The organism is Bradyrhizobium sp. MI1.10 (assembly GCF_055811035.1).
Genome location: NZ_JBVVPN010000015.1, coordinates 65,405 through 89,298, shown reverse-complemented (window position 1 = coordinate 89,298; position 23,894 = coordinate 65,405). Strand labels below are relative to the sequence as shown.

22 protein-coding genes are annotated in these 23,894 nt (G+C 61.9%); 6 read left to right on the top strand and 16 right to left on the bottom strand.

Annotated elements, in window-relative coordinates; all coding sequences use genetic code 11:
* Positions 1 to 73: 73 nt before the first annotated feature.
* Genes AC0L3K_RS17520 through AC0L3K_RS17490 form a run of 7 tightly spaced genes read right to left on the bottom strand, consistent with a single transcriptional unit; the run spans position 74 to position 6,592 of the window.
* Complete coding sequence (locus tag AC0L3K_RS17520) at positions 74 to 1,279, bottom strand: phosphopentomutase (RefSeq protein WP_473366496.1); 1,206 nt, start codon at positions 1,277 to 1,279, stop codon at positions 74 to 76.
* Entirely contained in the window at positions 1,267 to 2,220 is a 954-nt protein-coding gene (locus AC0L3K_RS17515; protein WP_473366495.1) for a glycoside hydrolase 5 family protein, read from the bottom strand. Before AC0L3K_RS17515 ends, AC0L3K_RS17520 begins: the two co-directional genes overlap by 13 nt.
* A complete protein-coding gene (locus AC0L3K_RS17510; RefSeq protein WP_473366494.1) occupies positions 2,217 to 2,984 on the bottom strand; it encodes a TIGR04290 family methyltransferase in 768 nt (255 codons plus the stop codon). Before AC0L3K_RS17510 ends, AC0L3K_RS17515 begins: the two co-directional genes overlap by 4 nt.
* Positions 2,981 to 3,790: a nucleotidyltransferase family protein gene (locus AC0L3K_RS17505; RefSeq protein ID WP_473366493.1), complete on the bottom strand. Its 810-nt coding sequence runs from the start codon at positions 3,788 to 3,790 to the stop codon at positions 2,981 to 2,983. Before AC0L3K_RS17505 ends, AC0L3K_RS17510 begins: the two co-directional genes overlap by 4 nt.
* A 2-nt stretch (positions 3,791 to 3,792) precedes the next feature.
* Positions 3,793 to 4,896: a CgeB family protein gene (locus tag AC0L3K_RS17500; RefSeq protein ID WP_354127185.1), complete on the bottom strand. Its 1,104-nt coding sequence runs from the start codon at positions 4,894 to 4,896 to the stop codon at positions 3,793 to 3,795.
* Positions 4,893 to 5,492: a histidine phosphatase family protein gene (locus AC0L3K_RS17495; RefSeq protein WP_473255903.1), complete on the bottom strand. Its 600-nt coding sequence runs from the start codon at positions 5,490 to 5,492 to the stop codon at positions 4,893 to 4,895. The genes AC0L3K_RS17500 and AC0L3K_RS17495 overlap by 4 nt, the downstream gene beginning before the upstream one ends.
* A complete protein-coding gene (locus AC0L3K_RS17490) occupies positions 5,492 to 6,592 on the bottom strand; it encodes an inositol-3-phosphate synthase (RefSeq protein WP_007596132.1) in 1,101 nt (366 codons plus the stop codon). Before AC0L3K_RS17490 ends, AC0L3K_RS17495 begins: the two co-directional genes overlap by 1 nt.
* Positions 6,593 to 6,967: 375 nt before the next feature.
* Here AC0L3K_RS17490 and AC0L3K_RS17485 point away from each other — a divergent pair, with 375 nt between their 5' ends.
* Complete coding sequence (locus AC0L3K_RS17485) at positions 6,968 to 7,255, top strand: hypothetical protein (RefSeq protein ID WP_007596131.1); 288 nt, start codon at positions 6,968 to 6,970, stop codon at positions 7,253 to 7,255.
* 5 nt (positions 7,256 to 7,260) lie between these two features.
* On the opposite strand, the gene AC0L3K_RS17480 is transcribed toward AC0L3K_RS17485, so the two are convergent.
* From AC0L3K_RS17480 to AC0L3K_RS17445, 8 genes are all read right to left on the bottom strand, one after another.
* The gene (locus tag AC0L3K_RS17480; protein ID WP_354127187.1) at positions 7,261 to 7,989 is read right to left on the bottom strand and encodes a hypothetical protein; all 729 of its coding nucleotides are present in this window, start codon (positions 7,987 to 7,989) and stop codon (positions 7,261 to 7,263) included.
* Positions 7,990 to 8,251: 262 nt separating this feature from the next.
* Positions 8,252 to 9,034 carry a Crp/Fnr family transcriptional regulator gene (locus tag AC0L3K_RS17475; RefSeq protein WP_007596129.1) on the bottom strand — a complete coding sequence of 261 codons (783 nt, stop codon included), beginning with the start codon at positions 9,032 to 9,034 and terminating at the stop codon, positions 8,252 to 8,254.
* 392 nt (positions 9,035 to 9,426) lie between these two features.
* Entirely contained in the window at positions 9,427 to 10,140 is a 714-nt protein-coding gene (locus AC0L3K_RS17470) for a class II aldolase/adducin family protein (RefSeq protein ID WP_473366492.1), read from the bottom strand.
* Complete coding sequence (locus AC0L3K_RS17465; protein WP_007596127.1) at positions 10,137 to 11,555, bottom strand: FGGY-family carbohydrate kinase; 1,419 nt, start codon at positions 11,553 to 11,555, stop codon at positions 10,137 to 10,139. Before AC0L3K_RS17465 ends, AC0L3K_RS17470 begins: the two co-directional genes overlap by 4 nt.
* A 6-nt stretch (positions 11,556 to 11,561) precedes the next feature.
* Complete coding sequence (locus AC0L3K_RS17460) at positions 11,562 to 12,569, bottom strand: ABC transporter permease (RefSeq protein ID WP_473366491.1); 1,008 nt, start codon at positions 12,567 to 12,569, stop codon at positions 11,562 to 11,564.
* Positions 12,566 to 13,570 (bottom strand): ABC transporter permease, encoded by a 1,005-nt coding sequence (locus AC0L3K_RS17455; protein ID WP_007596125.1) that lies wholly within the window; start codon positions 13,568 to 13,570, stop codon positions 12,566 to 12,568. Before AC0L3K_RS17455 ends, AC0L3K_RS17460 begins: the two co-directional genes overlap by 4 nt.
* A complete protein-coding gene (locus AC0L3K_RS17450; protein WP_473366490.1) occupies positions 13,563 to 15,047 on the bottom strand; it encodes a sugar ABC transporter ATP-binding protein in 1,485 nt (494 codons plus the stop codon). The genes AC0L3K_RS17455 and AC0L3K_RS17450 overlap by 8 nt, the downstream gene beginning before the upstream one ends.
* A 109-nt stretch (positions 15,048 to 15,156) precedes the next feature.
* A complete protein-coding gene (locus tag AC0L3K_RS17445; protein WP_219681623.1) occupies positions 15,157 to 16,158 on the bottom strand; it encodes an autoinducer 2 ABC transporter substrate-binding protein in 1,002 nt (333 codons plus the stop codon).
* 690 nt (positions 16,159 to 16,848) lie between these two features.
* On the opposite strand from AC0L3K_RS17445, the gene AC0L3K_RS17440 reads away from it, so the two are divergent.
* The 4 genes from AC0L3K_RS17440 (at position 16,849) to AC0L3K_RS17425 (ending at position 21,648) form a co-directional block, all read left to right on the top strand.
* Entirely contained in the window at positions 16,849 to 17,979 is a 1,131-nt protein-coding gene (locus tag AC0L3K_RS17440; RefSeq protein WP_473366489.1) for a sugar ABC transporter substrate-binding protein, read from the top strand.
* 66 nt (positions 17,980 to 18,045) lie between these two features.
* Positions 18,046 to 19,587 carry a sugar ABC transporter ATP-binding protein gene (locus tag AC0L3K_RS17435; RefSeq protein WP_219681621.1) on the top strand — a complete coding sequence of 514 codons (1,542 nt, stop codon included), beginning with the start codon at positions 18,046 to 18,048 and terminating at the stop codon, positions 19,585 to 19,587.
* The gene (locus AC0L3K_RS17430; protein ID WP_007596118.1) at positions 19,580 to 20,692 is read left to right on the top strand and encodes an ABC transporter permease; all 1,113 of its coding nucleotides are present in this window, start codon (positions 19,580 to 19,582) and stop codon (positions 20,690 to 20,692) included. Before AC0L3K_RS17435 ends, AC0L3K_RS17430 begins: the two co-directional genes overlap by 8 nt.
* Positions 20,689 to 21,648: an ABC transporter permease gene (locus tag AC0L3K_RS17425; RefSeq protein WP_007596117.1), complete on the top strand. Its 960-nt coding sequence runs from the start codon at positions 20,689 to 20,691 to the stop codon at positions 21,646 to 21,648. The genes AC0L3K_RS17430 and AC0L3K_RS17425 overlap by 4 nt, the downstream gene beginning before the upstream one ends.
* Positions 21,649 to 21,663: 15 nt before the next feature.
* On the opposite strand, the gene AC0L3K_RS17420 is transcribed toward AC0L3K_RS17425, so the two are convergent.
* Positions 21,664 to 22,563: an SMP-30/gluconolactonase/LRE family protein gene (locus AC0L3K_RS17420; RefSeq protein ID WP_473366488.1), complete on the bottom strand. Its 900-nt coding sequence runs from the start codon at positions 22,561 to 22,563 to the stop codon at positions 21,664 to 21,666.
* A 201-nt stretch (positions 22,564 to 22,764) separates the two neighbouring features.
* Here AC0L3K_RS17420 and AC0L3K_RS17415 point away from each other — a divergent pair, with 201 nt between their 5' ends.
* A complete protein-coding gene (locus AC0L3K_RS17415) occupies positions 22,765 to 23,790 on the top strand; it encodes an aldo/keto reductase (protein WP_473366487.1) in 1,026 nt (341 codons plus the stop codon).
* Positions 23,791 to 23,894 lie beyond the last annotated feature (104 nt).

The following is a 23,894-nucleotide window of genomic DNA, read 5'->3' as shown; positions in this document are numbered from 1 at the left end:
CCTGCGAAACCTACAAACGAATATTTCTCTAACCTGGATCAATAACCCAGGTGAATCTGTCCGGTGCAGCGGGCTAAAAATACACGCCGTGAACCGGCGTCGGTAGCTCAAGATGCCTCGCGACCGTCGCGCCGATGTCCGCAAATCCGTCGCGCTTGCCGATCGGAGAAGTTGACCGCGTGCTCCACGCCAAAATCGGCACTTGTTCCCGCGTATGATCGGTACCGCTCCAGGTTGGGTCGCAACCATGATCGGCCGTGATGATCAGGAAATCGTCGTCGCGCAGGCGGTTCAGCAGATCCGGAACGCGTGCATCGAAGGTTTCGAGTGCCGCTGCATAGCCCCCGACATCTCGGCGATGGCCGTACAGCGTATCGAAATCGATAAAATTTGCGAACAAGGTCCCGCCCTCTGCAAGAGAGGCCAGCCCATCGAGCGTGGCATCGAACAGCGCTTGGTTGCCGTCGCCGCGCAGGTTCCTCCCGGTGCCGCGATGGGCGAAGATGTCGTCGATCTTGCCGATCGTGACGATGTCACGGCCTGCGCTTTCGGCGAGATCGAGGATCGTCCGCTCCGGCGGCGGAACGGAAAAGTCCTTCCTGTGCGCTGTTCGCTTGAAGTCACCTGCCGACGTGCCCATGAAGGGACGTGCGATGACGCGCCCGATGTTGAGGGGATCGATCAGTCGGCGCGCAATGCGGCAGATCTCATAGAGGCGTTCGAGTCCGAACGTCTCCTCGTGCGCTGCGATCTGAAACACGCTGTCGGCCGATGTATAGCAGATCGGTTCGCCCGTTCTGATGTGACGCTCGCCGAATTCGGCGATGATCTCGGTGCCGGACGCGTGACAGTTCCCGAGGATGCCGGGCAATCGAGCCTGTTTGCACAGGCGCTCCATCAGGTCGCGCGGGAAGCACGGCTTGGTTCTTGGAAAATAGCCCCAGTCGAACGGCACCGGCACGCCGGCAATCTCCCAATGGCCGGATGGCGTGTCCTTGCCTTTGGAGATCTCGCTCGCGCAGCCAAATCGCGCATGCTCAGGACGGCCATCGAGCCCCGGCGGTACGCGCCCGGTGGCGAGACGGCAAGCCTGGCCAAGGCCGAGCGCGACCAGATTGGGAAGCCGAAGCGGCCCCTCCCGGCGTGGTCCGTCGGCATTGCCGGCCATGCACATGTCAGCAATGTGGCCGACGGTATCGGCACCCTCGTCGCCGTAATTGATGGCATCGGGCGCGGCGCCGATGCCGACGGAGTCCATCACCAGGATCAGGGCACGCATGTCGGCTCCGAGATGTCCGGGCGCGAAGACGCTGCGGACGGCACGAGCCCGGTTTTCGCGCAATAGCGTTCGACCATCTGTGCGCAGAAATCCGCGAACTCGTTCACGTCGAGCGGGGGGCTGGTGTGATGAGGCTCGATACCCCGATGTTCCGGGGTGAAGCAGAAGGTCACGGTGACCTGAAACTCGGCCAGCGCGTCCATCTGCCGATCGAACCAGGCGAGCGCATTGGGACGGAAGCTGTCGGCCCAGGACAGGCCGGTCCTGAGATGCTGCACGCCGAGCCGGCGCATCCAGCGCACGGCGTCATCGAGGCGGTGGTCCTCGAAGTGAAACCACTGGCACAGGCCCATCGCAGGTGCACATTGGCTGAACAGGCCTGCGGCAGCTTTCGGCGTGCCGTCCTCGCGCAGCAGCCCCATGTGGAAATGCCGGTAGTAGGAGGAGCCTTCAGCTTCCTTGTGCCGCGTGGTCGCCTCCCAGCTCGAAGGCAGATCGTACAGGCTGTACCAGTGAATCCGCGGCGCCCGGCCAGTCAATAGCTCAGCGGTCCGCGTCAGTCCCCAAGCCTGCACCTCCTCGGCACCGAAGGACGAGACTCCCACCTCCGTCACCCAGACCGGTAGCGAGGTGACCGCCTTGATCTCCTCGATCTTGGCGGGCCATTCCGCGATCTGCCACAGGTTCCAGTCCAGCGGAAAGCCGTGCACGGCCACGGCATCGACATGATCGAGCACGCCGCGCGCCTGCATGTTGCGCATGAAGGACGGATCGATCGGCGACATGCCGCCAAGCACACGCGGGAGTGTGGGATGCGCGCTGCGGATCGCCTTTCCGGCAGCGAGCGCCAGGCTGGCGAACATGGTCCAATCCGGATCGATCAGGATGTCCCAGTGCGATTTGTTGTTGGGCTCGTTCCAGATCTTGGCGGCTTCGATCATCGGCCGGTCTCCCGCGACGGATAAACCGGACCTTCCGCCTGCGGCCTTGTCACCCGCTTGCAGAGATAGACTTCCTCTTCCGGATGCGCCGCGATCGCAAAGCCGGCGCTGCGCAGCATGGCTTCGGCGCAGGCGCGGTTCGGCACCCACCAATTGGTGGGGTCGTCGGCATATTTGTTCTCGATGAAGTGCAGCTTTGGATAGCCCGGGGAATCGAACTGATCGGTGGTCCAGAAGTCGTAGTTCTTGTCGAGGGAATCCACGCGGCTGTCGCCGCGCTGCATCGACTGGAACAGCAGGAGATCGCCGGCCACGTGCTCGTGGATCAGGTCGAGCGCCAGCAGAGGGTGCCGCAGGTGGTAGAGGACGCCCATGAAGATCACGAGATCGAATTTTTCGCGCAGCTGTCCGACATCATAGGCTGACATCTTGCGGAATTCGATCCTGAGCCCGTTCACCTCAGCCGCGAAGCGGGCTTGCGCGAGATATTCGTCGTCGGAGTCCAGGCCGAGGACGCGCTCGGCGCCGCGCCGCTTCATCTCCATAGCGTAGAAACCGGCATTGCAGCCGATGTCGAGCACGGTCTTGCCTTCGAGGCGGTCCGGAATGATCCCGGAAAAGCGGCGCCATTTCACGTTGGGATAGTCGCCGAGAAAGTGTGAAGGCGCTGTCGGCACGCCGTTAAGGTCCAGATTGTGAAACCATGGCCCGAGCGCATCGACGCGCTCGCGGATTTCCTCGCGGGAGAGGGCGCCACTGCTCATGCGGTCACTCCATTGTTCATTGCGGGGGCCGGGCGGGCTGCCTCCGGCGAACCGCCGGCCAGCAGTCGAGAGCGTCCGTTCCCGGCGGAGCTTTCCGCAAGCAACGCCATTGCTGTCCGGTAGCCGTCGATGGTGCCGACGTCGACATAGGATTCGCCGGCCTTGACGCCGAGACCCTGGCCGCCGGCCGCGATGTAGGCATTGACGAGCGTCCCGAAATATTCATCCCGGCGCTCGCGTTTCGTCCACAACGACTGGAGTTCGCGAAATCCGTTGCCGGACATCTTGAAGGCGCCCCATATCCATTTCGACGCCGCATCCGGCTGCTTGACCTGGATCTCCGTGACGCGGTCGCCGTCGAGCACGACGGCATCGAAGAACTCGGGGTGTTCAACCGGAAACAGCAGAAACGACAGGTCAGCGGCCGGCAATGCCTGCAGGGCCGCCTTTGGGAACCAGACGGTATCCGGAAGTCCGACCAGGATGTCTTCGTCGTGGCCAACCACCGTGCCCGCCCTGAACACGGCATCGCACAGCCCCGACGCATCGGGCTGCACGACATAGGCGAGCTGGGCGCTGCCGTAATGATCGCCGAAATATTCGAGGATGTCCGATTTTCCGGGGGAGATCACGAAGCAGATCTTGTCGGCGCCCCCAAGGATCAGCCGCTCCAGCAGATATTCGGAGACCGCGCACGGACGGTCGATGCCGTCGTCCCGTTGGCTTCCGACCGGAAGCAACTCCTTGGAGAAGGCAAGCGGCTGGATGCGGCTGCCGCGGCCCGCGGCCGGAACGATGCCCCACATGATCAGGCCTCCTCGGGTTGCTGTCGGCGCGCGCCAAGGGATGCCGTCTGCTCGAACAGCCAAATCAGTTCGGCTGCGCGCTTGTCGGATGTGTGCTGATCCATGGTCCGTTCATATGCGCGCCCGGCGATGTGCTGAAGCTCGGCGTCGGTCATCGTCAACGCGGCGAGCGTGTCCTTCGCATCGCGTGCGATCAGGATCTCCTGCCCGGGTACAAAGAATTCATCGAGTCCCGGCCAGTCGTCGCTGAGCAGCGGGGTCTTGCAGGCAGCGGCTTCGAACAGGCGGCCGGAGGGGCACCAGCCCATCTCCGCCATGGCCTGGCGCGTGACGTTGAGTGTCAGCCGGGACGACGCAAAGAACGACGCGTGCTCAGACGGCGGCAAGTGCTGCACGAAGTAAATGTTTGGCGACCAGGGAAAATCTTCCGGGTATTGTGCACCCCCGATCAGGAAGCGCCGATCCTGCCTGCTACGTGCGGGTTCGACGAAGAGAGCCTCGAGAGCGCGCTGGCGATCCTGCGAATATGTGCCGAGATAAGACAGATCCGCACGGTAATGCGGCTGCGACGGCACCGGCCGATGAATGTCCGTATCGACATGGCCGTAGAGCGGACGGACATTGCCAGCGCCAAGCCTGTCGCGAAATTCGTTGCAGATGCGTGGACCGCCGGTGAAGCTCAGGACCAGGGCGAAATCCCGCAGGCCGCACGGCCCGATGTAGGGAACGGTCTCGCCAGCCATCAGCTTCGCCAGCGTGACCGGCGTATCGAGATCGTAGAACACGGGCACCGCCCGACCCTCGGACAGGACGAGCTCCGTCGCGGTGATCGCGTCGGGACAATAGGAGGTCACGATCGCGACATCGGCATCACGAATGTCGCTGCGCGCCAAAGGAAGCACATCGTCCCAGTTCGGGAACAGTCGCAATTGGCCGCCGGGCAGTTCGTGCAAATCCCGCGCGCCGGCGTAGTAGGGCACGTCGCGCTCGAAAAAGACGACGCTGTGGCCGGCTCGCGCGAGATGCTTGCAAAGCCCTCGCCACAAGGTGGCGTGACCGTTGCCCCAGGACGAGGAAATTGTCAGGCCGAAAATGACGATCTTCACGCTGGCACCCGTTGATTGATCCCGGTGATCTTGAGTCCGCGATTGTCCACGCTGAGGGTGCTGACGCTGCCGGGGTCGATCTCGATCGAGAGGAAGTCGTCGATCTGTTTCCGGGAATAGTGCAGCAGCGCCGCGCGGATCGGTTCGGCATGGCTGACGGCGACGACGACGGTGCCGCTGCCATGATCATTGCGCACCTGTTCCAGATGGGCGACGACGCGCTTCTGGAGCGACCGCATGCTTTCGCCGCCTGGCGGGCGGTTCGTTCCGCGTTGTTCGTTCCAGCGCGACCATCGGGGGTCCCCGGCGAGCGCCTCGAATGACAGTCCGGTCCATTCGCCGTAGTCGAGCTCGTCGAGTGCCGGCACGATCTCGACTGGCAAGCCGAAGCGCGCCGCCAGGATGCAGGCCGACTGCATGCAGCGCCGCTGCGGGCTCGACTGGACCATGCTCGGCGGCGGCGTGAAGGTATCGGCGCATCGCGCGATTTCCTCGCAGCCGAGATCATCGAGCTCTACGCCCTTCATCCGGCCACAGAGCGTGCGGCCGAGCAGGGCATGATGCCCATGGCGGATCAGATGAATGATCTCCGCCATCAGGCGTACGCCTTGTCGTCGATGAAGGCGCGCGTTCGCCGTCCGGCCTCCTCGTCCGTGAACTGCTGAGGCGGCGACTTCATGAAATAGCTCGACGGCCCCGTCAGCGCGCCGGCCTGCCCGCGGTCCATGGCGAGCTTGGCGCAGCGGACCGCGTCGATCACGACGCCCGCCGAGTTCGGGGAGTCCCAGACCTCGAGCTTGACCTCCGCGCTCAAGGGAACACCGCCGAACGTCGTGCCTTCCAGGCGGATAAAAGCCAGCTTGCGGTCGGTCAGCCACGGCACATGGTCGCTCGGGCCGACATGGATATTATCGGCATCCATGGGCACATCGAACTGGCTGGTCACGGCCTGGGTTTTGGAGATCTTCTTGGACGTCAGCCGCTCGCGCTCGAGCATGTTCTTGAAGTCGGTGTTGCCGCCGACGTTGAGCTGGTAGGTTCTGTCCAACCGCACGCCGCGTTCGCGGAAGAGATTGGCGAGCACACGGTGCAGAATGGTGGCGCCGACCTGGCTCTTGATGTCGTCGCCGACGATCGGCAGGCCTGCATCCTCGAATCGCCGCCGCCAGTCGGGATTCGAGGCAATGAAGACCGGGATGCAATTGACGTAGCCGCAGCCGGCCTCGATCGCGCGCGCGGCGTAAAATTCGCTCGCGCGCTGCGAACCGACGGGAAGATAGGACACAAGCACGTCCGTGCGCGACGTCGCGAGCACCTCGGAGACGTCGGCTTCCGGAACATCCGCAATCGGAACGTCGTCCTTGAGATATTGGCCGACGCCGTCCATGACAGGGCCACGTTGGACCATGACGCCGGTGGGCGCGACGTCGGAGAAGCGGTGCGTGTTATTCGGCGCTGCGAAGATTGCCTCGGCCACGTCGCGTCCGACCTTGCCGGCATGGACGTCGAAGGCCGACGCGACCTGAATGTCGCTGATGTGGTAGCCGCCGAGATCGGCGTTCATCAGCCCAGGCACCGGCTCATTCGATTTGGCGTCCCGGTAATAGGAGAGCCCCTGAACGAAGGAGCTCGCACAATTGCCGACACCGACGATGCCGACGCGCACGCGCCGCCTGTCCTGAAGACGAGAATGCATGGATCTAGGCCCTCCGGAAGACGTGCAGCGTTAAGGCATGCAGTGTTGAAGACGTACTGTGTTAAAGACTTGCAGTGTTGAAGACTTGCAGTGTTGACGTAAGTACGTCGGCGAACGTGAGGAACGTATGTTCGTTCCTGAACTCACGGCACTACGTCAGATTCCGGCCAAAAAAATTTCGCGCCCTTAACCTGGGATAGAATCCCGAGCAGTTTGGCGGGAACTAAAAGCTTCCATGATGAAGATGGAGAAGATGATGCTCTGAGAGAGCCCGACACCACGAAAGAACAAATCCTTCCGTCCGGCGTTCACGGCGAACAGTCTGACGCGACGACCTATTCGTCGCTCGCTCTTTGTCAGCAGTCGAGGTGTGACATGTCAACCAAATCACAAACCAGCGAAGCCCAGCAGACCACCAGCCATGACGTGATCAGGAAATGGGCGGAGGAACGCGGCGGAAAGCCCGCGACGGTCAAGGCTACCGAGGAGGACGGACACGCCGGTATCCTGCGCATCGATTTCGATCCGCCCGACGAAGGTCTCGACCGGATCAGCTGGGACGAATTCTTCGCGAAGTTCGACGAGACCGGCATCGCGTTCCTTCACCAGGACCGCACCAAGGATGGCAAGATGAGCCGTTTTCACAAATTCGTGCGGCGTTGATCGGATCACCGCGAGTGTCGGTTAGTTGGACGGAAGCGATGCGAGCAGGCGACTTCGAACGTGCCTGGGCGATCAGCGACCGCGATCTGGCGATGCTTGCGTATCCACCCAAGCACACCGGGCCTCGTCACCTGCAGCGTATCTGGCGCGGCGAGGAGCTGACGGGCAAGGATGTGCTGGTCCGCTGCTACCACGGGCTCGGCGACACCATCCAGTTCCTGCGCTTCATGCGGCCGCTTCGTGACGTCGCGCGCCGGGTCACGGTCTGGTGCCAGGGCGAGCTTCTGCCGCTGGTCGAGCGAACGGCTGGCGTCGATCGGGCCTTTGCGCTCCATGATGGTACGCCTGAGGTCGACTTCGAAGTCGATGTCGAAATCATGGAGGTGCCGCATGCCATAAGGGCGGGGCGGGAGCACGTCGAGATGCGGGCACCTTACGTATCGCTGCCGCCGGCGGTCGCGCCAGCACTTGCGCAAGTGCGAGGTCTTGAACTTCGAGGTCTCGAAGTTCCAGGTCTTGAAGTTCCAGGTCTTGGACTGCGAAGGCTTGCCGTCGGTCTGGTTTGGGAAGTCGGCAACTGGGACAAACGAAGGACCATCCCGCCGTCCCTGTTGGGGCAACTTGACGTTCCCGGCGTGACGCTCTGCTCGCTGCAACGCGGGGCCCGAGCGCGCGAACTGGCCGAGATCGGCGCGAGGGACGTCAGCACGCCTGACATTACGGTTCTCGGTCATCTCCTCCAGCGGCTCGATCTGCTCATTTGCGTCGATACCATGGTGGCCCATCTCGCGGGAGCACTCGGCTGTGATGCGTGGGTCTTGTTGCATGCGGATTGCGACTGGCGCTGGCCGTCATCCGAGTCCCACTCCCTTTGGTATCCGAGCCTGCGGCTGTTTCATCAGAGGACGCCAGATAATTGGGATGATGTCATTGGAGAAGCGCGGCAGGCCCTGATTGCACGCTCCGCAATCCGTCAAGGTGTCGTCCGAAACGGGCTCAAGCGAGCGCAAGGTCCGCCGTAAGTGGCCTGAGACGCGAGGACGACGCATCGTCGCGGCTGGACGGAATCCCCAGATAAGTCGGATCGAATCTTGCGAGCCGCACGAGTCCCGGCCAGTCCGTGATCGTTACCGTCTTACCCTGCCATTGCAGGAGGTTGCATCGTCGCAGTTCCTGAATTGTGCGGTTGGCGTGCACTGGGGAAATGCTGCACGCTGCCGCAAGGTCCGATTGGGTAAAGGGTGATGGCAACCTGAGATCTCTCGCCAAGCCGACGCTTTGCAGGCGGGTAGTGATCTCGCACAGCAGATGCGCAACACGCGTCAATGCATCACGGCTGCCCAGGTTCACCGTCCAGTTGCGCTGAATGGCGTGGCTGGTGAGCAGCATCAGCAGCAATGCGCGAGACATCGCGGGCGAACGCGCGGACAAATCGTGAAAGAAGCGGTGTGGCACGAGAGCGACGATGGCCGGGCCGAGTGCGATCAGGTTGCCGTCAACGCGCGGACGATAAAGCGTGTGTAGATCGGCGATGTCACCGGGAACATGGATTGACGTGATCTGCCCGTCCGCACTCTCTGCATCCTGCCAGGACAGATATCCCTGAAGCAGCAGGCAGCACTGGGTGGTATCATCGCCATGCCGCAAAACGGCCTGACGCGAACTGAGATGCGCGATTGTGCTTGCCATGTCCGCGAGCAGGTGGAGATCGTCAGCCGTTACGGGAGTGAGGCTCGCCAACCGGTCGGCGAGCTTGGAGAACGCAAATCCTGCCTGCATTGGTCGCCTAATAACTCAGAACCCGTCCCCAATTTGATCGATGAGAACGACAGAACGCATTAAACTTTGATAGTTTCGCTCCATGCAGGTGATTGTTTGTCTGCCCCGCACGCGCGAAAAAGGCGACGCGCCATCGGCGCCCGGGATCAGGTCTGCGTCGATGACGAGGTTCTTCTCCCGGTGAGGGCGGCGTATCCTGCCGCAATTGCGCGGAGCCGATCGACAAGCTAAGTCGTTGATCTCTTGAGCGGTGAAGCGGGCAAGCCTGATTGTTCGCGCACGTCTTCTGCCCAAGGGCTGTGACGGTCAAACCCGTACATCCGGCCTCGGCCTTCGTTCTGCGTGGCCGGTGCTGAGCGAACTTGGTGGCAGCTGTCCGCGAAAATCCACCATCAATGTGCCGTCCGTTTCGACTCAGGGAGGGCGCGCGGAACATCGCCGACATCGTCAAGGTCAGGCGCCTGGCCGTATCCCATGCGTTTCATCTGCTGATGTACCTGCGCCATTTCAGCGTCGCTGAGGCGCGGCGGCTCGCCGATAGCCAACGCATGGACATACATCTTCGCCAGCGTCTCCACCTCCACGGCGAGCCAAAGCGCCTTTTCGAACGTTTGGGCCGTTACGATCAAGCCATGATGGCCAAGGAGGCAAGCGTTGCGATCTTCGAGGGCCTTGAGGGCGTAGTCCGATAGTGCCTGAGTGCCGAAACAAGCATATGGCGTACAGTGCACATCGTTGCCACCCGCAACTGCAACCATATAGTGGAAGCAGGGAATGCCACGCTCATGAACGGCGAGAATCGTGCTGAAGGTGGAATGCGTATGCAGCACGACGTTGACGTCTTCGCGTGCTCGCAGAATATCGCGATGAAAGCGCCATTCGGATGAAGGCCGATGGTTGCCCTGGTAGTTCGCGGCAAAATCCATCGCGACAACGTCGTCTGGCCGCATCCGATCATAGGGCAGACTGGTAGGCGTGATCAGCATGCCGTTTGGAATCCGGTGCGAAAGATTGCCGGATGTGCCCTGATTGAGGCCGTTTCGATTCATCTCCCTGCAGGTATCGACAATGCCTTGGCGGAGATCGGCATGATTATGGTCTGTCATGAAGACGGCTCCGAGAAAGCGATCCAGGACTGGTAGGCGGCGGAAAGGTCGCGCGGTTCGAACCCATCGTTGCTGAGTGATGTGACGGCTTCAAGGATCACACTCGAAACCGGCAGCGTACGCGAGAACCGCCGCCACAGCAGCGCAGCGCCAAGCGCCGTTCCGTCCGGAGACCGACTCACCCAGACGCTCTGCGAGGATCGCAAAGTCGCAAGGCAACGGGCGAAGGGCAGGTTTGCGGCAAAGCCACCATCGATGACTATGCGTTGTGAGCTCTCGAGCGCATCAAGACAGCGGTTTGCGCTGAATGCTGCGTAGAGCACCGCTAGTGCCTGCCATTCGGCAGGCGTTTCGGGGGGCGGTCCGATGACCCGTCCGCGGCGAGCCGCGCCCGGAAACAGTCCATCATCGCCGACGAATGAGGGGAGCGCCAGGGTTCCCCTCGACAGCAGGGTGGGCAATGCGGCAAGGACGGCTGCATCGGAAGCACAATTGTTCCCGCGGATCAGGTCGTATTCGCGGCCGGTCGCGATCAATGTCGAAGGTGCATTCTCGCCATCGACATCGATATTGAGAACCATCGCGCGCGTGCAATCGAGTTTGTCCAGGGGGAGGCCGCGCTGAAAGCCGATCATCCAGGTACCGGTCGATAGGATCGTGGCATCGGCCATGCCGGCGGCCTTGTAGCGGAACAGGTTGGCGTTGGAATCATGGACGCCACAGAGGATCTCGGTCGATTGCGCCAGGCCGGAGCGCCTGGCTACGGATTCCGAAACCGTCCCTAGCACCTCGCCGGCGGGTACGCATTCGGGCAGCAGATGGCTCCAGCCGCGCTTGCGCATAAGAGAAGAAGGCTGCTGGTGGATGAGGTCCCAGATATGGCTCTGAGCCGCGAGCTGTGAGATTTCACTGGCCGCACGTCCGCCAAGCCGCAAGGCAAAAAACTGCGCGGTGGTCAGATAGGTTTTTGCGCGGGCGAATTCGAGGGGATACGCGCTTTCCTGCCACAGCAGCTGTTTTCCTAGCCGCATCGCCCCTCCGATTCCGCAAAACACTTCATCGCAACCGGGCGCGATTCGCGCATATGCTTCATCGATTGCCGGTGGAGAGACGGCATCATAGTCCATCATCGGCAGCACTGGCGTATCACCGTCGACGAGAACCGCACCGCATCCATGCGCAGCCACGATCACGGCTCCAATGGCATGGCGTTGAGACACGACGGCAAGGGTATCGAGAAACCACTCTTCTAACCCGGCAAGGTCATAGGCGAGGTACGAGCCCTGAGTCATCGGCACATTTGGAAGCGCATGTGTTTCGAGCGGCCAGCCGTCCTCGCTCGCCACTAGCAGTTTGAGATTGGTCTTGCCAATGTCGAGAACTGCGATACGGGGCGAGGCGATCGAGCGCATCATCGCTGGCTACCGCGGCGCTTTGCCGGCGAAATGAGGAACCGCCGCGACGGCAATCAAGATTCCACCCCAGATCGCCAGCGTGAGGAATTGGCTGAGGTTCAGAAGGTTGAATGCCGATGAGATCACCTGAAGGATGATCAGCGCAAGCAATAGCCCGCCGACTTTGCCGAAGCCACCAAACGGATCGATGCCGCCGAGGACGGCCGCGAGAATGGTGACCAACAGATAGCTCTCGCCGTATGCTGCGTTGGCCGAATTGAAACGTGCCAACATGACCACCGCTGCCACGCCCGCGAGCAAGCTGGAAAACACATAGAGTTTGAGGAGGACGGCGCGGGTATCGACGCCGGAGTAGCGGGTCGCCTTCTCATTCGAGCCGATCACGTAAACCTTTGCCCCGAACGGCGTCGCGTTCAGCATGAGCGCGACGGGCAAGGCGCAGAACACAAGTACGATCAAAGCAAAGGGTACCCCGAAAACCGTTCCATTGCCGATAAATACAATGGGCTCCGGAAATCCGGAGATGACGTTACCGCGCGACAGGCCGATCGCGATGCCCTTGCAGAGCGTCATCGTGCCGAGCGTGGCCAGGATCGGCGAAACGCCGAGATAGGCGATGACAAAACCGTTGAGGAGGCCGACCAATGCGGCCACTGCGAATCCTGCAGCGATCGCCAGCACCTGAATGCCGACCCAGGCAAGGCCCTGACTCCCCGGGATGTAGTGCGTCAGCAGGAAGGCGATGGTCAGTCCGGACAGATTGGCGGTCGCGATGATCGAAAGGTTGAGTCCGCCGGATAGCAAGGCCAGCATCATCGCAAGTGAGAGGATGCCGAGTTCGGGCATCTGGAAAGCCATGGATTGCAGCGTGTTGACCGAGAAGAACCGGTCGCCGATCGTGATCGCGAACGCCACCCAGAGCGCGAACAACAGCAGGGTGAGGGTGGTGACCGTGCCGCTGCCGGCGAGGCCGACCATACGCCGGCGAAGCGAGAGGGCGGGCGCATTGCTCATCGGCGCGCGCTCCGGGTTCGCCGCTCTCGCTGGGACCAGGCGGTCGCTGAGACCGAAATGAGAATAACCAAACCGACGAAGAACGGCGACCAGTAGGACGAAACGCCCAACAAAATGATTCCGTTTTGGAGCACCGCGAGCAGTGTCAGGCCCAAAAACGTGCCGAGGACTGTGCCGACGCCGCCCATCAAGCTGGCGCCGCCCAGCACGACGGCGGCGACCACATCGAGTTCCTTGCCTACCAGCACTGTCGGGGCAACGGATTGCGCGAGTTGTGCCTGGATCAGGGAGGCGATTCCGGCCATGACACCCATGTAGCAATAGACCAGTATGTTGAGACCGAAAATGTGGAAGCCGAGCCGCTGTGCAGCGTCGGCATTGCCTCCCATGGCATAGATTTGCCGGCCGATATTAGTTCGATTAAGCAGGAGCCAGGTGACGAGAAACGCCAGCGCGAGCGCAAGGATCTGCAGGTTGATGCCGTACGAGCTATCCTTGCCCCATTCGAATTCGAACCAGAATATTCCGGTCGCAAACCAGTCGGGCAACGAATAGATGTATTTGCCGCCGGTGAAGAAGATCAGAAGTCCATAGAAAATGTTCAGAGTTGCGACCGAAACGATGATCGATGGTATTCGAAGTTTCTGGATGAAGATCGCGTTGAGGGCACCCAGCGCACCGCCAATCCCAATCGCGATCGCAAAGACGCTGATCCAGTTCGCGCCGTAAGCATTGGCAAGCGAGAGTGTGACATATTGCGCCACGGACGCGGTGGCGGTGAACGAGATGTCGATACCCCCGGCGATCAGCACGACCAATAGTCCGAGCGCCAGGATGCCGACGAAGGCGTAGGAGGTCAGCAGATCAAACAGATTCTGCACGGTCAGGAATTGGGCATTCGCGAAGCCCAAGCTGGCGCAGAGCCCGAGGATTACCATCAGCAGCCAGAACTCATGGCTGCGACGAAACCTCCCAAATGATGCAATGCGCGATTCAGGCATTGACGGCCTGCCGAAGCGCATCTTCGGAAGTGGCTGCGGCAGCCACATCGGTTGTCAAACGTCCTTCCCGCATCACCAGCACGCGATGACTATGATAAAGGACCTCCGGGATTTCGTCTGATATCATCAGCACCGCAACGCCGTCGCGGGCCAGCCGCCGGATGATTTCATAGATTCCGTCCTTGGCGCTGATGTCGACGCCCACCGTAGGACTATCGAGGATAAGCACCCGCGGGCTGGTCGCCATCCATTTGGCGAGCACGACCCGCTGCTGATTGCCCCCGGAGAGGGTCTTCACCGCGTTGGCCGGGTTGGAGACCTTAATCCCGAGTTCGGCAACCCACCGAGCCACATGGCTCTGTCGCGCGCCTGCGGCAATCAGGCCGAATGCGCCAGCCAGACGTTCCAGCACCGTGAGCGTGACGTTCGCCGTGACGGACTGATTCAGGATGAGACCAAGCGTAAGCCTATCCTCGGATACATAGGCGATCCCTCGATCGATCGCCTCTGCATTTGTCCGGAGCGCGATCGGCTGCCCGTCAAGCGCGATGGTGCCGCGGTCGGGCGGCTTCATGCCGAACAGCGATAGCGCGAGTTCGGTTCGACCCGAGCCGAGCAGACCGGTGAGACCCACCACTTCCCCTGCGCGCAACTGCAAGCTTACATCCTCATACTCACCCTGGCGGCCAAGGCCCTTCACTTCCAGCACGACCGGGCCAGCGGCAAGCTCAGGCGCCTGTACCTGATACTCGAAGGACTTACCGGTCATCAGATGGCTGAGTTTCCCACCGTCGATTGTGTCTGCAGCAAAAGTACCGACTTTGGCGCCATCCCGCAGTACCGTTACGCGTTCGGCGATTTCAAGCACCTCGTCGAGACGGTGACTGACGAAAACGACGCAGATGCCAGCACGCTTCAGCTCCCTTACGAGCGCGATCAGGGCGTTCACCTCGTGGCGGGTCAACGATGCCGTCGGCTCATCCATAATCAGGAGTTTGGCATCCGCAGCCAAGGCGCGGCAGATCGCGATCAGCTGGCGTCCGGCAATGCTGAGCTCTGAGACTTTCGCGTCCGGGTCGAACTCGACGCCGATCCTTGCCATTGTGGTCCTCGCGGTGGCGCGCATTGAGGCCCAGTTCACCGAATGGAGGCCGCCAAGATGGTGCGCCATCGCGATATTCTCGGCGACGGTGAGGTTGGGGAATAGCGAAAGATCCTGGTAGATGACCTGAATGCCGCAATGCGTGGAGTAGACCGGGTTTAGTTTGGGATATTCCTTGCCGGAAATTGCGATACGGCCGCCAGGCTCCGCTGCCTCGACGCCCGAAATGATCTTGATCAGTGTGGATTTTCCGGAGCCGTTTTCACCGACCAGGCAATGCACCTCGCCGACTTCCAGAGTGAAATCGACGCCGCGGAGCGCGTGCACGCCGCCGAAGCGCTTCGATATGTCGGACATCTCCAGGAAAGTCGCCAAAGGTTCGCCTGCAATGGACGTTCGATCGTGCGATCACTCGAGTGGTACTGCATTCCCGACCGGAAGGGCCGGGAATGCAGCGCGATGAGGCGACTAAACGGGTGTCGGCCTAGAGCCCTCCGGCGATCAACCCGTCGATGGTTTCCTTGTTGATGCGCATGATCTTGTCCACCTTGATCTGCTTTCCTGCAACGTCGACGGCTGCCTTGCCAAGGCCGGGTACATCGACGCCATCCGTGATCGGTTTGCCATCGAGCACGAGTTTGGCCACCGCGACCATCGCGTAACCCGCATCGGTGGGATTCCACAGAAAACCTTCGCGGATCGTATCGTCCGCGATAAGCGACTTCGCCTGGCTCGGCAGCACGGTGCCGACCACGGCGATCTTCTTGCCAAGGCGTTGCTGACGCACAGCATTTCCGGCCCCGATAGGTCCATTCGAACCGAAGCCGAGAATACCACGCAGGTTCGGATAGGCCTTGATCACGTCGAGCGTCGTGCGTTGGCTGGTGTCGATCTCGTCGGCGCCGGGGAAGCGGTCGGCGACGAGCTTCATTTTCGGAAAATTCTTCTGCTGGTAGGCAATCGCGGCATCGGCCCATTTGTTGTGAAGCGGCGTCGTAAGAGTCCCGACATAGACCACATAATCACCTTCGCCGCCCATGTCCTTGGCGAGACGTTCCATCTGCACCTCGCCGAAGCGAACGGAGTCGATCAATTCCACATTCCAGTCACGACCTTCCTGTTCCGGACCCTCATGCGTGATGACCTTGATTCCGGCGGCCTGGGCGCGCTTCAGCACGGGCTCGCAGACTTTTACATCAAGCGGGACCAAGCCGATCACGTTGACTTTCTTGGCAATCAGATCCTCAAGGAGCTTTACTTGCTGTGCCGGATCGACGTTCGCCGGGCCAACCATAGTGGCATTAATGCTGAAGTCCTTCGCACCCTTCTGGATTCCCTTTTCAAGTGCGTTGAACCACGGAATTCCCGCGATCTTCACGACCGTGACCATTTCCTTTTGGGCTTGCGCAAAGGCAAGGCCCGGAAAACCGGCACCGGCAAACGCGGCCGTACCACCGATCAGCTTGAGCGTCTGACGTCTGTCCATTGTTCCCTCCCAGGAAACTATCTTGGATTCCGCACCCTCGATCTGACAGTCGATGGGTGGGGGCAGTCGAGCCTGTTCTTGCTTGGGGGCAGAAAGAGTTGCCTGTCCAACCGCAGGACCTTGAGGGAGATTAGAGACCGGCACTCCAGAACGTGTCAAGCAAGCGAGATGTTCGCCAGCCACGTCGCAGTGCGATACCTGATCGCGTCTTCGAGCTGCTGAGTGAGGAGCTGCGAGCGATCGGCGTTCCTACAGCGATCATCTCAGCGAAGGAGCGCTACGCGACCCTGCCGGACGAAAGCAAGTAGTCCGGGCTTCTGGCTTCAACCCAGCTTCAGCAAGCGGGCTTCGTTCGGCTTCGCGTCGCGATTCACACTTTTCCCTGAGTGTCATTTTTTTCGTCACGCGCGTGGATGCCACCATGAAAGGCCGGCCACGGCCAGCTTCGCCGTTGCACAATCCCTTGCCGCCCACGAACATCCGACTGTCATTGTTACGTTTTCTGCTTCCCGCAATTGTCGTCGGTTGGCCGTGCGTGCAGATCGTGTCTCGCGCCGGAGCGTCCGCCCTCGGCTTGTCAGCATCGCAAGTTGCGTGCCATCCTAACGCAACACGCGCACGGGAAGGTCAATTCCCGGCATGGCTACGCGCCGCGTTAGGGTGGAACACAAACGCTCAGGGAGACACGACATGGTGTGGACGCTTCGTCTGACGGGGCTGGCTTGCGCCGGCTTGCTGTTGTCATCGGTGAGTGCTCTGGCAGGTCCTAAGGTCGTCTCCGGCCCGGGCGCCGACCCCGCCTGCTTCAAGCCATGGTCGTCCGAGACCAAATTCTTTCAGTGGCCCAAGAAGGCGGGCCCCTACAGGATCGCGCTGGTCAACGGTTTTGTCGGCAACACCTGGCGCATCCAGATGGTGAAGACTGCCAAGGCTTTCGCCGATCAGCCGGGTATCAAAGAGAACATCAAGGAGTTCAAGGTCGTTTCCACCGGGACCGATGTGGCGGCGCAACTTGGCGCGATGGAGGACTTCATCAACCAAGGCTTCGACGCAATCGTTACCATTGCGGTCGCTCCCGACGGTTTTGATCGCATCATCCGTCTTGCCGACAAGAACAACGTCGTGGTGGTGCCGTTCGACAACGTCCTCGACACCGACAAGGTGATGATGGTCAACGAGGACCAGAAGGAAATGGGCCGGATGTCGGCCAAATGGCTGATCGACGAGAGCGGCAAGAAATCCGGCGACATCCTTGAAGTCCGCGGCCTGCCGGGAAATTCCGTCGACCGCGACCGTCATCTCGGTTTCCGCGAGGTAATAGAATCGCCCGGCAACAGCTTCAAAATCACCGAGGTGGTGGGTAATTGGGACACCGGCACCTCGCAAAAGGTGACTGCGGATGCGCTAGCAGTGCATGGCCATTTCGATGGAGTATTCACCCAGGGCGGATCCGACGGCACCGTGCAGGCGCTGATGGCTGCCAAGCATCCCTTTGTGCCGATGTCGGGTGAGGGCGAGAACGAGTACCGCAAGCAGATCGCCGATCACGCCAAGGACGGACTGAAGGGAATGTCCTACGGCCAATCGCCGGCGCTGGTGGCGATCGCGACCAAGGCGGCGATCTCGGCGCTGCAGGGCAACATTATGCCGCAGCTGATCTCGATCCCGATTCCAGTGGCGACCTACAAGGATCTCAAGCCCGGCACGAATTACTGGCCTGAGCTCAATGCCAACTTCTTCGCGCCGAATCAGTTCACGCCGTGCGGCGTGAACTTCACTGCGCCGGAGATCATGTCGCAGAGCGAGAAGAACACCCAGTGACGGCTCCAGCGATGTCTCTGTCACGGCCCGGCATTCGCCGGGCCGCCGTCGCGTGAAGGCCCGGGCATGCCGGTTGCCGACCCGACGCAATCCGCCTTCCTGGAGCTTGCCGGCATCTCCAAGCGCTATGCCGGCGTTCGGGCGCTGGAAGGGGTCGATTTCGCCTGCGAGCGCGGCAAGATCCACGCCGTGCTGGGCGAGAACGGCGCCGGCAAGTCGACCCTGATCAAGATCATTGCCGGTGTGGTGCAGCCCGACAGCGGCCGCATGCGCCTCGCGGGGAGCGAGGTCAGCTTCGCCACGCCGTCGGCGGCGAATGCAGCCGGTGTCGTCTGCATCTTTCAGGAGCTATCGCTGATGCCCGACCTCTCGGTCGCGGACAACATCTCCATTGCATCCCCGCCGCGGCGGTTCGGCCTGATCGATGCGAAGGCCCAGCGCCGCCGCGCCGAAGAACTGTTGTCCGAGATCGGCTGTGAGGACGTCAACCCCCTGAGGCGCGTGCGCGATCTGCCCCTATCGAGGCGCCAGGTGGTCGAGATCGCGAAGGCGCTCGGCAAGCGGCCGCAGTTGCTTATCCTCGACGAGGCGACATCGGCACTGACGAGCGCCGATGTGGAGAAGGTTTATGCGATGCTGGCTCGGCTCAAGGCCGCGGGCGTCGCAATCCTGTACATCTCGCACCGCATGCACGAGGTCGAGGCGCTCGCCGACCGCGCCTCGGTGTTTCGCAACGGCCGCCATATCGAGACCTTCGACAAGGGGAGGCGTTCGACCGCCGATATCATCCAGCTCATGATCGGGCGTGACATCGCGGCCCAGTATCCGCCCAAGCCTGCGCGAAATGCCGCGAAGCCGGTGCTGGCGCTCGAGAACCTGTGCTGGGAGAGGCAGCTCGATCGCATTTCACTGAGCATCGGCGCCGGCGAGATCGTCGGGCTCGGCGGTCTCGACGGGCAGGGCCAGAAATCCCTGTTGCTTGCTCTGTTCGGTGTTTTACGCGGCGTCACTGGTCGCCTCACGGTGGCAGATCGCGAAGTACGTCCCGGCTCCCCGGCGGCGGCAAAATCGGTCGGCATCGCGCTCGTCCCTGAGGACCGCAAGACCGAAGGGCTGATGCTGCCGATGTCGATCGCGGACAATCTTGCGATCGCATCGCTCGACGCGCTTTCCACTGGCCCATTCATCGATACCGGCCGGGAACGCACCGCGATCCAGCGAGCCATCGCGAGGCTACAGATCAAGTTGGACGCAGCGAGTGATGCGGTCTCGACGCTGTCGGGCGGAAACCAGCAGAAGGTCGTGCTCGCAAAATGGCTGATGACCGATCCGCGCATCATCCTGCTCAACGATCCCACGCGCGGAATCGACGTAGGCACCAAGCAGGAGCTCTACCGGCTGATGCGCGAACTCGCCGACCAGGGCGCCGCAATCCTGTTCTACTCGACCGACTATGACGAGCTGATCGGCTGCTGCGACCGCGTCGTCATCATGTATGACGGCCGCATCGTGCGCGAGCTCGAGGGCGACGACCTCACCGAGACCAACATTGTCGCAAGCTCCCTGAATGTCGACACCGATACCGCAGCGGGGGCGGCGCATGCTTGACGATATCGCGATCAGGATCCGCCAGAACATCGGTCTGGTCACCGCCATCCTGTTGTTCTGTGCCCTCTACATTTTCTACAACGCCGCGCATCCCCGCGGTTTCTCCTCCGCCGTGCTGGTGCAGAATGGCGACGAAATCTTTGCGCTCGCCATGCTGGCGATGGCGCAGACAGTGCCGGTCTTGATGTCGGGCCTTGATCTCTCCGTCGGAGCGGTCATGACCATGGTGGGCTGCTTTGCGAGCTACCTCCTGACCGGCGCGGCAGGTGGTGCGCCGCTGCATCTCGACATGTTCGGCGTGCATCTCGGCCTCGGCACCTTTCCGGGCGGCGTGAGCGGCATTCTGCTCGGGATCGCCGTGTGCCTTGCGATCGGCGCGGCTGCCGGCTTTATCAATGGTTGCGTCGTCGTCTATGGGCGCATCCAGCCGATCATCGCGACGCTTGCGACCGGCGCGGTCTACATCGGCATCGCGCTTTTCCTGCGTCCGACCCCGGGCGGCAAGATCGATGTTGATCTGAACTGGGCGCTGACTAACTCGCTCGGCGATTTCGCCTCGACCGTGCACATCTTCGACGATGGCGCGGCTGCCTGGTTTGCGCCGTTCGCCTGGATCCCTGTGCCCTTTGTGCTTCTCGTTCTCATTCCGCTGCTGGTGTGGGTGCCGTTCCGCCGCTCCGTTCTCGGCCGCGCCGTCTATGCGATCGGCTCGGCCGAGGGCGCGGCTTATATGTCCGGCCTTCCGATCGAGCGCGCCAAGATCGCCGCCTTCACGCTCGCGGGCTTCTTCGCCGGCTGCGGCGGTCTCTTCCTTGCTATCCAAACTTCGTCTGGGAATGCGGACATTCCGCAGGCCGGCGCCTATACGCTCAACTCGATAGCCTCCGTGGTGATCGGCGGCACGTCGCTGCTTGGCGGAACCGGCAGTGCGATCGGGTCGATCTTCGGCGCCATGGTCTTGCGCGTGATTTCCTTCTTCTTCCGCATCTTCGACATTGCCCCTCTTCTGCAGCCGCTGTTCGAGGGCGTGATCCTGCTCGCCGCCGTCAGCATCGGCGCGTTGGGCATGCTACGCGTCAAGAACACGCTGGAGCTGTTTCGATGACGGCGGCCTCATTCAGTCTCTCGCGCGACGACCGCCCGATCCTGATTGCGGCGGCGTTCATCGTCGTCATTCTCGTCGCGGGTACGGTTTACACATTCGCCCGTTTCGGCAGCGCTCCCCTGTTGTCTCCGGCCTATCTTCTGCAGCAATTGCAGATCGGTGCGTTCCTCGGGATCGTCTCGGCCGGCATGATGATCGTGATCCTGATCGCGCAGATCGATCTGTCGGTGCCCTGGACGCTCGCCGCCGCGGCCATGATGGCGACCTCGGTCGGCGGTCCTCTCGCAATTCCGGTCGGGCTCGGGGTCGGCGTTCTGGTCGGGCTCGTCAACGGCGTCGGGGTCGCGTATCTGCGGGTCCCCTCGATGATCTTTACGTTGGGCGTGAACGCCGTGATGCGCGGCCTGATGGTCGCGCATACTGGCGGCTACGCACCGCAGACCGGGGCGACCGACCTGATGCGGATGCTGGCGGGCGATCGTACGCTCGGCATTCCCAACGCGCTGTTCGTCTGGGCCGCGGTGTCCGTGCTGGTGGTCGTCATCCTGCAGCGCATGTCGCTCGGCCGCTACATCTACGCCATCGGCAACAAGGAGGCGGCGGCCTATCTGGCCGGCGTCAACACGCGCCGCGTCACGGTGGTCTGCTTCGTGCTCTGCGGCCTTGCTGCCGCGCTCGCGGGCGTGCTGCTCGCCGGCTATTCCACCAAGGCCTACCAAGGCATGGGAGACGCCTATCTGCTGCCCTCGATCGCCGCCGTCGTGATTGGAGGCACCAACATCCTCGGCGGCCGCGGCCGCTATCTCGGCACGCTGATCGGCGTCGTCCTGATCGTGCTCCTGAACAGCGTATTGTCGATCATGGAGATGCCGGAGGCGGGCCGCCAGGTGATCTATGGTCTCGTTATCATCTTCATGCTGCTCGTCTACGGGCGGGGCGAACGCGTCACGAGCTAGATGGCCGGCCTAAGCTTACACGGCCGCGCGCGTATTGAGGAAGATCGAATACAACGAGGTCTGTCCGCAAATGTACAGGCGGTTGCGCCGTGGACCGCCGAAACAGACATTCGCCACGATCTCACCGATCGGGATCGTGCCGATATGCGTCCCGTCGGTCCCGTAGCAGAACACGCTCCGTCCCGCCGACGTCCAGATGTTGCCATGGATGTCGCAGCGAAATCCGTCATAGAGCCCGTCGGGGCAGGTGGAAAACAGTGAGGGCTCAGCGACCTCGTTTCCCTGCACCTTGTAGGACCAGATCGTCGCGGGCAGCCCGTCGACGTGGGTCGCGCCGGTATCGGCGACATAAAGCAGCTTCTCGTCTGGCGAGAACGCCAGCCCGTTCGGCTGCACGCGGTCAGAGACGACCAGGCTGATCTCGCCGCCCGCTGGACCGATCCGGTACACGTTGGAGGCGCCAATCTCGGATTTGGCCTGCCGGCCCTCGTAATCGCTGTCGATGCCGTAGGTCGGATCCGAAAACCAGATCGAGCCGTCCGATTTCACCACGACATCGTTGGGCGAGTTCAGCCGACGCCCTTCGAACTGCTCGGCAAGCACCGTGATGGAGCCGTCGTGCTCGGTCCGGGTGATGCGGCGCATGAAGTGCTCGCAAGTGACCAGCCGCCCCTCGCGATCGGTCGTGTTGCCGTTCGAGTTGAAGCTCGGCGAGCGGAACACCGACACCGATGAATCCGTCTCGTCGAAGCGCATCATCCGGTTGCTCGGAATGTCGGACCAGATCAAATAGCGGCCGGCCGGAAAGTAAGCGGGTCCTTCGGCCCAGCGGCAGCCGCTGGTGAGTTTTTCGAGATTGGCGTGACCAAAGACCAGGCGGGCAAAGCGTGGATCGTGCGTGACATAGGGGAGCATCGTTCCTCCTTCGTTGCCGCAGGTCGTGAAGTGCCCGCGTGCCGGTTCCGCTTTTCTTAGCAACCCGAATGTATGAGCGGAATAGTCTTGTACGAGACCCGCAATCCTCGCGTTGACACCCGACGGCAAATACATACGCTGCGCGTCGCTGCAATGAGACGAGCGCGCGATCAAGGCGCGAAGAAGGAAGAGCAATCCACCATGATTTCGCAATCAGCTTTGCCGCGCCGCACACTTGGCCGGACCGGTCTCGAAGTCTCCATCCTCGGGTTCGGAACCGCACCGCTCGGCGATCTCTTTCTCGAGCTCGACGACCACACTGCGATCGCCGCCGCGAGCCGCGCCTTCGAGCTCGGCATCAATCTGCTCGATACATCACCGCACTATGGCAACGGCCTGTCGGAGCATCGCTGCGGAACGGCGCTCCGGCGCGTGCCCCGCAAGGATGTGGTGCTTTGCACCAAGACGGGTCGCTGGATGGATCCGTTTCACCAGCCGGAGACTCGGTCCGGATTTGTTGGCGGACAGCCGCACCGGGCCGTCGTCGACTATTCCTATGACGGCACCATGCGCTCGGTCGAGCAGTCGCTGTTGCGGCTTGGCACCGACCGGATCGACCTGCTGCTAATCCACGATGTCGATGTGTGGACCCACGGCAAGGACGCGATCGAGGACCGGTTTCGCGAAGCGATGTCCGGGGCCTATGTAGCGCTGGACAAACTTCGTTCCGAAGGTGTGGTCGCGGGCATCGGGATCGGCGTCAACGAGGCCGAGATGTGCGTGCGCTTCGCGCAGGCCGGATCCTTCGAGGTGATGCTGCTCGCGGGGCGCTATTCGCTGCTGGAGCAGCCAGCACTCGAAGAGTTCATGCCGCTGGCGCTGAAGCAGGGCATCGCGGTGCTGCTCGGCGGCGTGTTCAATTCGGGAATTCTGGCGACGGGCGCCACCAAGGGCGCCAAGTACAATTATCAGGACGCACCGCCGCATATCCTTTCGAAGGTTGCCGAAATCCAGCGTATCTGCGCAACTCATGACGTAGCGCTGCCGACGGCCGCTCTACATTTTGCGCTCGGTCATCCCGCGGTCGCGAGCGTGGTCCTCGGGGCGCATAATGCGCAGGAGGTCGAGCGCAACGTGGCAGCGCTGACCACCACGGTGCCAGCCGCGCTCTGGAGCGATCTCAAGGCCGCGTCCCTGCTGGAATCGGAAGCCCCTGTTCCGAGCTAGACCGGATGAACGCGCTTGAATCGGTACAAGGCGAGGACTCGGATCACCTCTCTCCGCGGGGGAGAGGTGCACCGAATGATACGGTCGGAATCGTGAATTTTTGC

Excerpts from the sequence above, each read along its gene's own strand:
- AC0L3K_RS17520 (WP_473366496.1), bottom strand. The coding sequence starts at position 1,279 with ATGCGTGCCCTGATCCTGGTGATGGACTCCGTCGGCATCGGCGCCGCG.
- AC0L3K_RS17515 (WP_473366495.1), bottom strand. The coding sequence starts at position 2,220 with ATGATCGAAGCCGCCAAGATCTGGAACGAGCCCAACAACAAATCGCAC.
- AC0L3K_RS17510 (WP_473366494.1), bottom strand. The coding sequence starts at position 2,984 with ATGAGCAGTGGCGCCCTCTCCCGCGAGGAAATCCGCGAGCGCGTCGAT.
- AC0L3K_RS17505 (WP_473366493.1), bottom strand. The coding sequence starts at position 3,790 with ATGTGGGGCATCGTTCCGGCCGCGGGCCGCGGCAGCCGCATCCAGCCG.
- AC0L3K_RS17495 (WP_473255903.1), bottom strand. The coding sequence starts at position 5,492 with ATGGCGGAGATCATTCATCTGATCCGCCATGGGCATCATGCCCTGCTC.
- AC0L3K_RS17490 (WP_007596132.1), bottom strand. The coding sequence starts at position 6,592 with ATGCATTCTCGTCTTCAGGACAGGCGGCGCGTGCGCGTCGGCATCGTC.
- AC0L3K_RS17485 (WP_007596131.1), top strand. The coding sequence starts at position 6,968 with ATGTCAACCAAATCACAAACCAGCGAAGCCCAGCAGACCACCAGCCAT.
- AC0L3K_RS17480 (WP_354127187.1), bottom strand. The coding sequence starts at position 7,989 with ATGACCGAGAACCGTAATGTCAGGCGTGCTGACGTCCCTCGCGCCGAT.
- AC0L3K_RS17475 (WP_007596129.1), bottom strand. The coding sequence starts at position 9,034 with ATGCAGGCAGGATTTGCGTTCTCCAAGCTCGCCGACCGGTTGGCGAGC.
- AC0L3K_RS17470 (WP_473366492.1), bottom strand. The coding sequence starts at position 10,140 with ATGACAGACCATAATCATGCCGATCTCCGCCAAGGCATTGTCGATACC.
- AC0L3K_RS17465 (WP_007596127.1), bottom strand. The coding sequence starts at position 11,555 with ATGATGCGCTCGATCGCCTCGCCCCGTATCGCAGTTCTCGACATTGGC.
- AC0L3K_RS17460 (WP_473366491.1), bottom strand. The coding sequence starts at position 12,569 with ATGAGCAATGCGCCCGCCCTCTCGCTTCGCCGGCGTATGGTCGGCCTC.
- AC0L3K_RS17455 (WP_007596125.1), bottom strand. The coding sequence starts at position 13,570 with ATGCCTGAATCGCGCATTGCATCATTTGGGAGGTTTCGTCGCAGCCAT.
- AC0L3K_RS17445 (WP_219681623.1), bottom strand. The coding sequence starts at position 16,158 with ATGGACAGACGTCAGACGCTCAAGCTGATCGGTGGTACGGCCGCGTTT.
- AC0L3K_RS17440 (WP_473366489.1), top strand. The coding sequence starts at position 16,849 with ATGGTGTGGACGCTTCGTCTGACGGGGCTGGCTTGCGCCGGCTTGCTG.
- AC0L3K_RS17435 (WP_219681621.1), top strand. The coding sequence starts at position 18,046 with ATGCCGGTTGCCGACCCGACGCAATCCGCCTTCCTGGAGCTTGCCGGC.
- AC0L3K_RS17430 (WP_007596118.1), top strand. The coding sequence starts at position 19,580 with ATGCTTGACGATATCGCGATCAGGATCCGCCAGAACATCGGTCTGGTC.
- AC0L3K_RS17425 (WP_007596117.1), top strand. The coding sequence starts at position 20,689 with ATGACGGCGGCCTCATTCAGTCTCTCGCGCGACGACCGCCCGATCCTG.
- AC0L3K_RS17420 (WP_473366488.1), bottom strand. The coding sequence starts at position 22,563 with ATGCTCCCCTATGTCACGCACGATCCACGCTTTGCCCGCCTGGTCTTT.
- AC0L3K_RS17415 (WP_473366487.1), top strand. The coding sequence starts at position 22,765 with ATGATTTCGCAATCAGCTTTGCCGCGCCGCACACTTGGCCGGACCGGT.